Source organism: Streptomyces sp. NPDC091972 (genome assembly GCF_044756385.1).
In the GTDB taxonomy this organism is placed as follows: Bacteria; Actinomycetota; Actinomycetes; order Streptomycetales; family Streptomycetaceae; genus Streptomyces.
On the sequence record NZ_JBIVSV010000005.1, the window covers coordinates 306,649 to 319,900 of the forward strand.

The 13,252-nt window shown below is 70.8% G+C and carries 7 protein-coding genes; 3 read left to right on the plus strand and 4 right to left on the minus strand.

The annotated features are described in order from the left end of the window. Positions 1–41: 41 nt before the first annotated feature. On the plus strand, positions 42–1,805 hold the full coding sequence (gene aspS / locus ACIQJT_RS17135; RefSeq protein ID WP_053850732.1) for an aspartate--tRNA ligase: 1,764 nt from the start codon (positions 42–44) through the stop codon (positions 1,803–1,805). Between the two features lie 97 nt (positions 1,806–1,902). Here the strand turns inward: aspS and ACIQJT_RS17140 are convergent, their stop codons facing one another. After that, the gene (locus tag ACIQJT_RS17140) at positions 1,903–5,112 is read right to left on the minus strand and encodes an FG-GAP-like repeat-containing protein (RefSeq protein WP_402644195.1); all 3,210 of its coding nucleotides are present in this window, start codon (positions 5,110–5,112) and stop codon (positions 1,903–1,905) included. A 218-nt stretch (positions 5,113–5,330) separates the two neighbouring features. On the opposite strand from ACIQJT_RS17140, the gene ACIQJT_RS17145 reads away from it, so the two are divergent. Continuing rightward, entirely contained in the window at positions 5,331–6,683 is a 1,353-nt protein-coding gene (locus ACIQJT_RS17145) for a polysaccharide lyase family 1 protein (RefSeq protein WP_402644197.1), read from the plus strand. A gap of 10 nt (positions 6,684–6,693) precedes the next feature. Here the strand turns inward: ACIQJT_RS17145 and ACIQJT_RS17150 are convergent, their stop codons facing one another. The 3 genes from ACIQJT_RS17150 to ACIQJT_RS17160 form a co-directional block, all read right to left on the minus strand. Next, entirely contained in the window at positions 6,694–7,170 is a 477-nt protein-coding gene (locus ACIQJT_RS17150; RefSeq protein ID WP_365453239.1) for a hypothetical protein, read from the minus strand. A 72-nt stretch (positions 7,171–7,242) separates the two neighbouring features. Then, positions 7,243–8,970: a methionine--tRNA ligase gene (metG, locus tag ACIQJT_RS17155; protein WP_402644200.1), complete on the minus strand. Its 1,728-nt coding sequence runs from the start codon at positions 8,968–8,970 to the stop codon at positions 7,243–7,245. A 133-nt stretch (positions 8,971–9,103) separates the two neighbouring features. Further along, positions 9,104–10,864, minus strand: a complete 1,761-nt coding sequence (locus ACIQJT_RS17160) for a VWA domain-containing protein (RefSeq protein WP_402644203.1) — start codon at positions 10,862–10,864, stop codon at positions 9,104–9,106. Between the two features lie 272 nt (positions 10,865–11,136). Here ACIQJT_RS17160 and ACIQJT_RS17165 point away from each other — a divergent pair, with 272 nt between their 5' ends. Further along, positions 11,137–13,236: a PhoX family protein gene (locus tag ACIQJT_RS17165; RefSeq protein ID WP_402644206.1), complete on the plus strand. Its 2,100-nt coding sequence runs from the start codon at positions 11,137–11,139 to the stop codon at positions 13,234–13,236. Positions 13,237–13,252: the final 16 nt, after the last annotated feature.

Consider the following 13,252-nt stretch of genomic DNA (forward strand, 5'->3'; position numbering starts at 1 on the left):
TGAAACACGCCCCCCGATCCGCGAAGACTGGATGAACGACGATGCATCGGTACAGGTCCCACACCTGCGGCGAGCTCCGCTCCTCTGACGTCGGTACCGACGTCCGGCTGAGTGGCTGGCTGCACAATCGGCGCGACCTGGGCGGCATCCTCTTCATCGATCTGCGCGACCACTACGGCATCACGCAGCTGGTCGCCCGTCCGGGCACGCCCGCGTACGAGGCCCTCGACAAGCTGACCAAGGAGTCCACGGTCCGCGTCGACGGCAAGGTCGTCTCCCGTGGCACCGAGAACGTCAACCCGGACCTGCCCACCGGTGAGGTCGAGGTAGAGGTCGGCGAGGTCGAGCTGCTCGGCGCGGCCGCCCCGCTGCCGTTCACGATCAACACCGAGGACGGGGTCAACGAGGAGCGGCGCCTGGAGTACCGCTTCCTCGACCTGCGCCGCGAGCGCATGCACAGGAACATCATGCTGCGGTCGTCGGTGATCGCCTCGATCCGCTCGAAGATGGTCGCCCTCGGCTTCAACGAGATGGCGACCCCGATCCTGTCGGCGACCTCCCCCGAGGGCGCCCGCGACTTCGTGGTCCCGTCCCGTCTGAACCCGGGCAAGTTCTACGCCCTGCCGCAGGCGCCGCAGCAGTTCAAGCAGCTGCTGATGATCTCCGGATTCGACCGCTACTTCCAGATCGCGCCCTGCTTCCGTGACGAGGACGCGCGCGCGGACCGTTCGCCGGGCGAGTTCTACCAGCTCGACGTCGAGATGAGCTTCGTCGAGCAGGAGGACGTCTTCCAGCCGATCGAGCAGCTCATGACCGAGCTGTTCACCGAGTTCGGCGGCGGCCGCGAGGTCACCTCGCCGTTCCCCCGGATCCCGTTCCGCGAGGCGATGCTCAAGTACGGCTCCGACAAGCCGGACCTGCGCGCCAAGCTGGAGCTCGTCGACATCACCGATGTCTTCGAGGGCTCGGAGTTCAAGGCGTTCGCCGGCAAGCACGTGCGGGCGCTGGCGGTGCCGGACGTCTCCGCGCAGCCGCGGAAGTTCTTCGACCAGCTCGGCGACTTCGCGGTCTCGCAGGGCGCCAAGGGCCTGGCCTGGGTGCGGGTGGCCGAGGACGGTTCGCTGTCCGGCCCGATCGCGAAGTTCCTCACCGAGGAGAACGTCGCCGAGCTGACCAAGCGGCTGTCGCTGGCCGCCGGGCACGCGGTGTTCTTCGGCGCGGGCGAGTTCGACGAGGTCTCGAAGATCATGGGCGCGGTGCGCGTCGAGGCCGCCAAGCGTGCCGGGCACTTCGAGGAGGGCGTCTTCCGGTTCTGCTGGATCGTCGACTTCCCGATGTACGAGAAGGACGAGGAGACCGGCGCGATCGACTTCTCGCACAACCCGTTCTCCATGCCGCAGGGCGGTCTGGAGGCCCTGGAGACCCAGGACCCGCTGGACATCCTGGGCTGGCAGTACGACATCGTCTGCAACGGCGTCGAGCTCTCCTCCGGTGCCATCCGGAACCACGAGCCGGAGATCATGCTCAAGGCGTTCGAGATCGCCGGCTACGACCGGGAGACCGTCGAGGAGAAGTTCGCGGGCATGCTGCGCGCGTTCCGCTTCGGCGCCCCGCCGCACGGCGGCATCGCCCCCGGCGTCGACCGCATCGTGATGCTCCTCGCGGACGAGCCCAACATCCGCGAGACCATCGCCTTCCCGCTCAACGGCAACGCCCAGGACCTGATGATGGGCGCGCCGACGGAGCTGGAGGAGGCCCGGCTGAGGGAGCTGCACCTGTCGGTGCGCAAGCCGCAGCCGAAGTAGGCGCTGACCCCGAGAAGTGGCCCGGAACCGACGTCGGTTCCGGGCCACTTCGGCGTTGTGCGGAAACCGCAGTCCGCCCTCGCCTGCCTTCTGCTGCCTAGGACAGGAACTTGTAACCCTGCCAGCCGGTGGCGATCTGGGCTCGGCTGCCGAACGATCCCTTGCCGTCGCCGCTGTTGCGCCACAGGGTGCCGCCGGTGTCGCGGGAGACGAGGTCGGCCTTGCCGTCGTCGGTGATGTCGCCGACGCCGACGACCGCGTTGTAGGAGCCGCCCCAGTTGGTGAAGAGCTTCACGCGGGCCTTGAAGGTGCCGGTGCCCGTGCCGTCGTAGCGGTAGAGCGTGTGGGAGGCGTCCTGGGCGAGCAGGTCGCCGCGGCCGTCGCCGTTGAGGTCGCCGGCGCCGATGATCTTCTTGTAGCCCTTCCAGTTGTCGTAGAGCTTGACGCGCGCGGAGAGCTTGCCGGTGCTGGTGCCCTTGTAGAGGTAGACCGTGCCGGTGGACGCCCCGCGCGCGATCAGGTCGGGGCGGCCGTCGCCGCTGACGTCACCGGGCGAGGTCAGGATGTCGTACTGGTTCCAGCCGCTGGTGTTCAGCGTGGTGTACGACGTCGACGGCTTCACCGCGGAGCCGCAGCCGGGCTTGTACAGGCGCAGGGCGCCGCTGCTGAGGCGGACCAGGACGTCGTTGCAGCGGTCGCCGCTGAGGTCGCCGAACGGGATCGCCCTGATCGTGGTGGGCCAGCCGCCGGCGCTGACCTTCTCGCCGAACCTGCCCGTGCCGGTGCCGCTGTGGAAGGTCAGGCCGCCGGAGGTGTTGAGGGTGAGCAGGTCGCCGCGGCCGTCCGGGCCGTCGGCGCTGGTGAAGTCGTGGCGGACCGCCGAACCGTGCAGCAGGTATCCCTCGCCGCCCGTCACCGTGACCGGGGCGGTCGTGCCCAGGCCGGTCGCCTTCAGCGTCCAGGTGAAGGCGCCGTTGGGGAAGGGGACCCCGCTCGACGTCGTGCCGTTCCAGGTCGCCGTCACCTCGGCGGAGGCGGCGCCGCCGGTGATCGTGCGGGTGACCCTGCCGGTCGCGCCGCTCTGCTCCGAGGTGAAGGTCAGCGACCAGTCGGTGACCGGACGGGACAGCTCCCACTGGCCGGTCCAGGCCGACGCGGAACCGGGCTCCACGTAGCCCTCGGTCTCGGTGCGGAACGCCGTCACCGCGGACGGCGTGACCCCGGTGGTGGCCACGTGCGTCTGCTCGAAGGTGTCGAACCAGGCGACCAGGCCGGTGTACTCGTCGACCGTCCACCGGAAGCGGCGGTCCACGGGGAGCCCCGAGTCGGGCAGCCCGGAGGCGACCACGCGGGTGGTGCCGGTCGTCGTGTCGGTGAGGACCAGCTGGTCGGCCCCGTGGTCGTGGCGGACCGTGAAGCCGTCGCCGAGCAGGACGTCACCGGGCGTCACCGCGACCGACCTGGCGGCCTTGGTGTCGTAGACGCCTGCCGAGGCGCCCGCGCAGGACCAGTACACCCAGCGGCCCGCCGCCTGGAGCTCGCTCGGCACGCAGCCGAGGCCCGGGACGTCGACCGTGGAGAGGGTCTTCCTCGTGGTCATGCTGTACGAGGTGAGCCTGCCCGGGGTGGTGGTCGCGCTCCAGAGGGTGGAGCCGCTCAGCGCGGCGGCGCGTACCGAGCGCTTGATCGGATCGCCGTAGCCGAACTCGCCGATGTACTGCGTCGGGGTCGCACCGCCCGAGTTGTAGACGGCGTAGTTGTCGGAGACGTCGACGATCTCGCCGTCCTGGGTGCCGTACGTCAGCGTGTAGTTGGACCAGCCGTCGTGGATGGAGACCAGCTGGTCGGCGTTCTCCAGACCGCTGCCGCCCTCGTTGACGTCGGCGAACGTGTTGAGGAAGACGTCGTCGGGGCCGGAGACGCTGTTGCCCCACAGGGCGGAGCAGGTGGTGCCCGGGTAGGGGCACTTGGCGGCCACCGCGTCGCCCTCCGTGGCCGCGGAGGCGGTCAGCGCGGCAGCGCCGTCGGTGGTCAGGGTGCGGACCGAGGTGGAGTCCATGGAGCTGGTGGAGCTCTTCTCCGCCACCCGCAGGCTGCCGCGGCTCAGGGCGACGCCCGTCTTGGCGTTCTCCAGCGGCGGCACCTTGACGAGTTTCTTCAGCTGCGGGGAGCCGTCGGCGCCGGTGACGACCCGCTGGACGAACCAGTCGGCCGCGCCGGAGCCGCCGGTGACCAGCGCGGTCCCGTCGGGGGCGGCCAGGGGTGTGCCGTACGACCGGGTCAGCAGGGTCTTCGTGGTGCCGTCGGCCAGGGAGACGGCCCGGACCGGGCCGCCGTCGGTGGCGAGGACCAGCCAGTCGTCGGTCAGGACGGGCACCGGGGTGCCGGCCAGGTCCTCGCCGGCCACCGGGACGGTCTCGGCGGCGGTGAGGTCGGCACGCGGCTTGAGGTGCAGGCCGGAGGCCTCGGTGTACCAGCCGACGCGGTCCTCGGTCAGCACGACCTCCGGCACCGTCTCCCGGGACAGGCCGGTGAAGGCCGGGGTCAGCTCGGCGGTGGCGAAGTCGAGGTAGCCGACGGTGTACGACGTGAACTCACCGTTCGCGTCGCGGACCGGGTAGGTCAGCAGGGCGCCCTTCGCGTCGCCGGTGCGCCCGTTGTTGCGCTCCCAGGTGCCGTCGGCGGGCAGCCCGGAGACCACGCGGTCGCGCTGTCTGCCGTCGGCCAGGTCGACGAGGTGCAGCACATATCCGTCGAGTTCCTGGCCGTCGACGACGCCGTTCCACTCGACGGTGACGGTCGTCTCGCCGTACGTGCCCACGCGGGTGGCCGACTGGCTGAGGTCCACGGTCCTGAGGGCGCCGCCGCCGGGGCTCCACAGCGACACCGGGTCGCCGTAGGTGCGGTGGGGCAGCGCCACGGTGTCGGCGGCCTGCCCGAACACACCGGAGGCACAGCGCGCGGAGATGTCGTAGCAGCTGGTGGTGGTCGGCTGGTAGACGCCGGTCGGGCCCTCGACGGGCACGGTGACACCGTCCGCGTAACCGGTCCACAGGAGACCCGCGACGCCGGACTGGCGGTGCAGGTAGCCGGTCGCGCCCGCGGCGAGCAGGCGGTCGGCGCGCGGGGTGGTGCTGCGGGGATCGTCCAGGACGATCTCGGTGGTGCCGGCCGCGGCTGCTGTCGCCGCCTGCGCGCCGGTGTCCTCGGTGCTGGAGAACAGGGTGATCGAGCCGGCCGCCACCGCTACGGCCAGGGCGGAGACGAGCGTGGCACGGCCCGCTCGTCTCGGGGCGTGTCTGCCCAACTGGGGGTCCTTCCCTATGAGTCAGCACACCTTATAAGCAGGTAAGAGAGGAGTGAAGGGCGGGTAAGGGGATGCGGGAGGGGCTGGTGAGGGGGGCGTGAAAAAACCCGCGCGGCCCGGCAACCCCCCACGTCCCGGCGGCCACTTGAGGACGGAAGCGCCTTCGCCGGTGCTCCGTGAAACGCACCTGTCCCACCACCGCTCGTAAGGAAAACCCCGTGGCCTCTGCCTCCCACCGCCGGTCCCTCCGCAAGCGCCGCACCCTGGTCGTCTCCGCCGCCGTGGTGGCCGCGGGCGTCGGCGCCGGTGCCGTCGTGATGAACGCCAACGCCGGGACGGTGGACCTGTACCACCAGACGCTCGCCGCGAAGGACGGCTGGGCGTCCTCCGGCACGGGCACGACCGGGGGCTCGAAGGCCGGCTCCGCGCACACCTTCACCGTCTCCACGCGGGCGCAGCTCGTGAAGGCGCTCGGGTCCGTCTCCGACACGACCCCGCGGATCATCAAGGTCAAGGGCACCATCGACGCCAACACCGACGACGCCGGCAAGAAGCTGACCTGCGCGAACTACGCGTCCGGGACGGGCTATTCGCTCACCTCGTACCTGAAGGCGTACGACCCCGCGACCTACGGCCGCTCGAAGCTGCCGTCGGGCACGCAGGAGACCGCGCGGGCCGCGGCGCAGAAGAAGCAGGCCGCGAACATCGTCTTCAAGGTGCCCGCGAACACCACGATCGTGGGGGAGCCGGGCACGAACGCCGGGATCTCCGGCGGCATGCTCCAGATCCAGAACGTGGACAACGTCATCGTCCGCAACCTCACCTTCGCCGCCACCGAGGACTGCTTCCCGCAGTGGGACCCGACCGACGGCGACGACGGCAACTGGAACTCGAACTACGACGCGGTGACCCTGCGCGGAGCCACCCATGTGTGGGCGGACCACAACACCTTCACGGACGCGCCGCACCTGGACTCCGCGAACCCCGAGTACTTCGGCCGCGAGTACCAGATCCACGACGGGGCGCTGGACATCACCAAGAGCTCGGACCTGGTGACCGTCTCCCGCAACCGGTTCACCAACCACGACAAGACGATGCTGATCGGCAGCAGCGACAGCGAGCCGAGCGGGAAGCTGCGGGTCTCGATCCACCACAACGTCTGGAAGGGCATCGTCCAGCGCGCCCCGCTCGCCCGGGTCGGCCAGGTCCACATCTACAACAACCTCTACGACGTCACGACCCTGAACGGCTACGCGGTGCAGTACAGCATCAACTCCCGCGCCAAGGCCCAGGTCGTCGCCGCGAACAACTACTGGACGGTCCCGTCGGGCGTGAAGGTCGCCAAGCTGCTGTCCGGCGACGGCACGGGCGCGATCGCGGGCTCCGGCAACCTCGTCAACGGCACGGCGACCGACCTGGTCGCCGCCTACAACGCCGCGTCCTCGAAGGACCTGAAGACGACGGTGAACTGGACGCCGACCCTGACGGCGGGCCTGGAGACCTCGGCCTCCTCGGTGAAGAACCTGCCGGCGTCGCTGGCGACGACCACGGGCGCGGGAGTGCTCTCCTAGCCGGCGGCTCTCACGTGTCGTAGGTCCCGTCCCAGGGTTCCGCGAAGGCGAGGCGGTCCGGGTAGAGCTCCGCCCACTGCTCGCCCTCGTCCTCGCGGATCACCAGCCCGAAGCGGACGCCCTCGTGGACGACGCTGAAGGGACGGATCGCGATGTCCGTGTACGAGCGGCGCGGGAGGCTGCGGAGCAGGGTCGCGCGGTGGACCTGGGCGCGAGTGAGGGGCGAGGCGTCGCCGGCCGGGTCGCGCTGCTGCTCCGCCCAGGTCCCGGCGCACCAGATGTCCGAGTCGCGGTAATTGCCCTCGGTGTCGAAGGTGTGCAGGACCGCATACAGGCGTTTCTGATCTTCCCAGCCCTCCTCGAGGCGGAATCCCTCAGGGAAGGCATACGTGATCGACGCCAGGAACTGACCCTCCGCATACCGCCCGATCGTCTCGGTGCGGTGCTTCGGCTCGTACGCGACAGGAATGACCCCGGGCACTGCCATGGCGCAAACCATACGGCTTGGCGCGGACACGGCGATGCCCGGGTCGGTATCCGGACGGCGACGGCTTCCGGACTACTCCGGGGAGCCGCCGAAGCGCTCCTTGTACGTCTCCAGGTCCTCGTCCGTCAGCTTGGCGAACAGGACCGGGGGGACCGTGAAGGGGACGCCGGGGGTGAGGGCGGTCAGGGACCGGGCCTCGTCGGCGGTGACCCAGGTGGCGGTGTCGTCGGGCAGGGCGAAGGCCTGGCGCATGGCGACCGAGGTCGCCGGGATGAAGGGTTCCGACACCACCGCGTACAGGTGGATCAGGTTCATCGCCGTGCGCAGCGTCAGGGCCGCGGCGTCCTTGTCCGTCTTGATCTCCAGCCAGGGGGCCTTCTCCTCCAGGTAGGAGTTGCCCGCCGACCACAGGGCGCGCAGCGCGGCCGCCGCCTTGCGGAACTGGAGCGCCTCCATCTGGGACTCGTACTCGGCGAGGAGGCGGGCGATCTCCTCGCCCAGCCGCGCCTCCGCCTCGCCCGGCGCACCGCCCGCCGGGACCTCCTCGCCGAAGCGCTTCTTCGAGAAGGACAGGACGCGGTTGACGAAGTTGCCCAGGGTGTCGGCGAGGTCCTTGTTCACCGTCGCCGTGAAGTGCTCCCAGGTGAAGGACGAGTCGTCCGACTCCGGGGCGTTGGCGATCAGGAAGTAGCGCCAGTAGTCGGCCGGGAGGATGTCCAGCGCCTGGTCGGTGAAGACGCCCCGCTTCTGCGAGGTGGAGAACTTCCCGCCGTAGTACGTCAGCCAGTTGAACGCCTTGACGTAGTCGACCTTCTTCCACGGCTCGCGCACGCCGAGCTCGGTGGCCGGGAACATCACCGTGTGGAACGGGACGTTGTCCTTCGCCATGAACTCGGTGTAGCGGACCTCGGTGTCGACGTCGTACCACCACGACTTCCAGTCGCGGTTCTCCGGGTCTGTGTCTCGCGCGGCGTCCGCCCACTCCTTCGTCGCGCCGATGTACTCGATCGGGGCGTCGAACCAGACGTAGAAGACCTTGCCCTCGGCCGCCAGCTCCGGCCAGGTGTCGGCCGGGACCGGCACGCCCCAGTCCAGGTCACGGGTGATCGCGCGGTCGTGCAGGCCCTCGGTCAGCCACTTGCGGGCGATCGAGGAGGCCAGCTGCGGCCAGTCGGCCTCGTGCCGGGAGACCCACTCCTCGACCTCGTGCTGGAGCTTGGACTGGAGGAGGAAGAGGTGCTTGGTCTCGCGGACCTCCAGGTCCGTGGAGCCGGAGATCGCCGAGCGCGGGTTGATGAGATCCGTCGGGTCCAGGACCCGGGTGCAGTTCTCGCACTGGTCGCCGCGGGCCTTGTCGTAGCCGCAGTGGGGGCAGGTGCCCTCGACGTAGCGGTCCGGCAGGAAGCGGCCGTCGGTGGGGCTGTACACCTGACGGATCGCCCGCTCCTCGATGAAGCCGTTCTCGTTGAGGCGGCGGGCGAAGTGCTGGGTGATCTCGACGTTCTGCTGCGAGGAACTCCGGCCGAAGTAGTCGAAGGCCAGCGCGAAGCCGTCGTAGACCGCCTTCTGCGCGTCGTGCGCCTGCGCGCAGAACTCGTCGACGGGGAGCCCTTGCTCCTTCGCGGCCAGCTCCGCCGGGGTGCCGTGCTCGTCCGTCGCGCAGATGTAGAGGACGTCGTGCCCGCGCTGGCGCAGGTACCGGGAGTAGACGTCCGCCGGGAGCATGGACCCCACCATGTTGCCCAGGTGCTTGATCCCGTTGATGTACGGAAGGGCGCTGGTGATGAGGTGTCGAGCCATCGGGGGCTGCTCCCAGGTCGGGTCGTTTCAAATGTGTGCTTGCGAACCTTGAAATCGTAGCCGACACGGGTGGGCCGCCCGCTTCCCGTTTTACGGGGTGGGAAGGGGCGGCCTCAGGGGTGGTGCCACGGCGTCAGGGGCGCCAGTTCGCCAGGACGCCCTCGTAGACCTCCGCGTCCGTGAGCTCCTTCGGGGTCTCGCCCGCGAGGAAGTGGGAGACGTTGGGGAGCTTGAGCTTGCGCAGGTAGTCGAAGGCCTTGTTCTCCGGGTCACCGAAGGCGACGAAGGAGAAGAAGACGTTCGGGTGGGTCTTCGACGCCTCCGTGAGCGCCTGGGTGGCGGGGGTCTTCGCGTCCGGGGCGCCGTCGGTCTGGAAGACGACCAGGGCCGGGGTGTCCGGGGACTCCTTGGTGTGGTGCGCGAGGACTTCCTCGACGGCCGCGTGGTAGCTGGTACGGCCCATGCGGCCGAGACCGGCGTGCAGGTCGTCGATCTTGGTCTCGTGGTCGGTGAGGGTGAGCTCGCCGGTGCCGTCCAGTTCGGTGGAGAAGAAGACGACGTGCACCTTGGACTCGGGGTCCAGGTGGGCGGCGAGCGCGAGGGTCTGCTCCCCGAGCGCCTGCGCGGAGCCGTCCTTGTAGTACGGCCGCATGCTCGCCGACCGGTCCAGGACCAGGTACGTCCGCGCGGTGGTGCCGGTGAGGTCGTGGGCGGCGAGGATGGTGGCGGCGGCGTCGTAGGCGGTACGGAGCCCGGCCGGCACGGATCCCGACCCACCCGCCTTCGCTGCCGCGGGGGCGGGCTCTTCGGAGGGGGCGTCCTCGGCGGTGGGTTCTGCGGAGGGGGCGTCCTCGGCGGTGGGTTCTTCGGCGGACGGGGCCTCGGAGGGGGCTTCGTCGGCGGGGGCCTTCTCGGAGGCGGGCTCGCCAGCGGGGGTCGCCTGGGGGGCGGCCTCTTCGGCGGCCGGCTCCTGCGCGGGGGTCTTCTTCGCGGGGGCCTTCTCGGCGACGGGCTCGTCGGCCGGGGCCTCCTCGGAGGCGGCGCTTTCGGCGGCCGGTTCCCCGGAAGGGGTCTCCCCGGCGGGGGCGGTCTCGACGGCCGGGGCCGCGGAGGCCGGTTCGTCGGACGGGACCTCGGTGCTGGCAGCGCCGGACGGGGCCTCGTCGGGGGCGGCGCTTTCGTCGGCGGGCTCCTCGGACGCCTGCGCCTTGGCGGGAGCCTTCTCGGCGGCGGGTTCGTCGGTGACGGGTTCGTCGGTCGACGTCTTCTCGGAGGGGGCTTCCTCGGTGGAGGCCGTCTCGGACGCCGGTTCCTCGGGCGTCTTCTCCTTGGCGGAGGTCTTCTCGGCGGACGGTTCCTCGGACGCGGCCTCGGTGGCCGGCTCCTCGGTGGTCGGCTCGGTGGCCGGCTCCTCGGTGGTGAGGGCTGCCGTGGGCGCCTTCTCCTCCGTGGACGCCCCGGCCTGTGCCGCCGGCTCCTCGGACGGGGACTCCTCGGCGACCGGCTCCGGAGCGGGCGTCTCGGGCACAGCCTGCGCCGACGGCTCGGCGGCGGGGCCCTCGTCCTTCGCGCCCTCAGCGGTCGCCTCGTCGGCGCGCCCCGTCCCGCCCGCGGCAGGCGCCGCCACCGGCTCCTCACCCCCCGCCGGAGGCGTCTGCTTCGGGACCGACACGTTGTCGAAGGCCGCCGAGACCAGTTCGTGCTCGGAGCCGGTGGGGGGCGTGGCGGTACGGGGCTCGGGGACCGTCGCGGTCGCCGGGGTCGGCTCGCTCGCGGGGGACGGGAGCTTCGGTTCCGTCGCCTCCTGCGAAGGAACCGCACCCTCTGCCTCGGTGGCAGCGCCCTTGCGTGATCGGCCGCCGAACGCGTTCCGCAGGAGAGTGAGAATGCCCATGTGCGCAACCCTTCGCATGAGTTGAAGCCCGTCAATCCCTGGCCAGGACGGACACGTAAGGTTAGCGGCCCTCGGTGGCGATCTTGGGCAGGGGCGGGTGGCCGGGGCCCCCGGCGTCAAGACCTACTTCCGGACTTCACTCGCGGGTGACGTCAACTCCGCTCCGTCCACCCCGGGTTCATTCACCGTTCACCGCCCCGCCCCGCTCTCGCACAAACGCGCGCATACCGTCCGTCACGCGAGCTTCAAGGGGAAGCAAGGGGAGAGCAAAAGTGCGCACACAGTTGCCGTTGATCAGCACCACCCATGGGCCGAACGCGTCGCATCCCGGGGGGCGGTCCGCCCTGACCTGCCGTTTCCGGTGTGGTGACGCCTGTTTCCACCCGGCGCCCAACACCTCCTCCAACCCGTACGTCGGTGATGTCATCGCCACCGCGCTCAGCCGCCGCTCGATGATGCGCGCCGCCGCCGTCGTGACCGTCGCCGCCGCGGCCGGCACCGCGGGCACGGTCCTCGCCGCTCCGCCGGCGGAGGCTGCTCCGTCGGCGGAGGCCGCCGCGCGGACCGAGGCCGGGCGGAAACCCCGGGGCAGGGCCGCCCGCGGACTGCGGTTCACCCCCGTCGCACCCAACACCGACGACACCGTGACCGTCCCGGCCGGCCACGCGCAGAACGTCGTCGTCCGCTGGGGCGAGCCCATCCTGCGCGGCGCCCCCGCCTTCGACCCGGAGAAGCAGACCGCCGCCGCCCAGGCCGGCCAGTTCGGGTACAACAACGACTTCCTCGCCCTGCTGCCGCTGCCCGGGGAGAAGAACAGGCAGGTGCTCGTCGCGAACCACGAGTACACCGACGAGGTCCTGATGTTCCGCGGCTACGACGCCGCCGCCCCCACCCGCGAGCAGGTCGAGATCGCCTGGGCCGCGCACGGCCTGTCCGCCGTGGTCGTGGAGGAGAACCGGAGGAACGGCGCGCTCACCGTCGTACCCCGGCACCACCTGAACCGGCGGGTCACCGCCACCACCGAGTTCCGGCTGACCGGGCCCGCCGCGGGCTCGGACCTGCTGAAGACCTCCGCCGACCCGACCGGCCGCAGGGTCCTCGGCACGCTCAACAACTGCTCCGGCGGCACCACCCCGTGGGGCACCACCCTCCACGGCGAGGAGAACTTCAACCAGTACTTCGCGAACGCCAGCCGGGCGACGGACAAGCGGTACGGGATCGGGACGGGCGCCAGCGAGCGCAAGTGGGAGCGGTTCGACAAGCGGTTCGACGTCGCCCAGGAGCCCAACGAGGTCCACCGCTTCGGGTACGTCGTCGAGCTCGACCCCTACGACCCCGCCTCCGTGCCCCGCAAGCACACCGCGCTCGGCCGGTTCAAGCACGAGGGCGCGACCGTGCGGCTCACGCACGACGGGCGGCCGGTCGTGTACTCCGGGGACGACGAGCGGTTCGACTACTTCTACAAGTTCGTCGGCAGCAAGCGGATGAGGAAGGGCTCCTCGCGGGCCGTGCGGGAGCACAACCTCTCGCTGCTCGACGAGGGGACGCTCTACGTGGCCCGGCTCACCGGCGACTCCCCCGCCATCGAGATCGACGGGACCGGCAAGCTGCCCGCCGACGGGGAGTTCGACGGCAGCGGGGAGTGGATCCCGCTGGCCACCGCGACGGCGAAGGGGGCCGTGTCGCACGTCGAGGGCATGAGCGCCGACGAGGTGTTCGTCTTCACGCGGCTGGCCGGGGACAGGGTCGGGGCGACCAGGATGGACCGGCCCGAGGACATCGAGCCCAACCCGCGCACCGGCAAGGTGTACGTGGCCCTGACGAACAACACCAACCGGGGTGTGGGCGCGAATGCCCCCGCCGACGAGGCCAACCCCCGCAACGCCAACAAGCACGGGCACATCCTGGAGCTCACCGAGCGCTGGAACCGGGCCGACAGCACGAGGTTCGCCTGGACGCTGTTCCTCGTCGCCGGTGACCCGGAGGACCCCGCGACCTACTTCGCGGGTTTCCCGAAGGACGACGTCAGCCCCATCTCCTGCCCGGACAACGTGGCCTTCGACCCGCACGGCAACCTGTGGATCTCCACCGACGGCAACCAGCTCGGTTCGCACGACGGCCTGTTCGGGGTCGCCACCAGGGGTGAGCGGCGCGGCGAGCTGAAGCAGTTCCTGACGGTGCCGACCGGGGCCGAGACCTGCGGTCCGCTGGTGCAGGACCGGCGGGTGCTGGTAGCGGTGCAGCATCCAGGGGAGATCAGCGGGGCGACGGTGGAGAAGCCGGCGAGCACCTGGCCCGACGGACCCGGGAAGATCGTGCGGCCGGCCGTCGTGGCCGTGTGGCGCGAGGACGGCGAGGACATCGGCGTCTGAGCCGCGGCGGCGGCCC

Excerpts from the sequence above, each read along its gene's own strand:
- metG (WP_402644200.1), bottom strand. The coding sequence starts at position 8,970 with ATGGCTCGACACCTCATCACCAGCGCCCTTCCGTACATCAACGGGATC.
- ACIQJT_RS17150 (WP_365453239.1), bottom strand. The coding sequence starts at position 7,170 with ATGGCAGTGCCCGGGGTCATTCCTGTCGCGTACGAGCCGAAGCACCGC.
- aspS (WP_053850732.1), top strand. The coding sequence starts at position 42 with ATGCATCGGTACAGGTCCCACACCTGCGGCGAGCTCCGCTCCTCTGAC.
- ACIQJT_RS17160 (WP_402644203.1), bottom strand. The coding sequence starts at position 10,864 with ATGGGCATTCTCACTCTCCTGCGGAACGCGTTCGGCGGCCGATCACGC.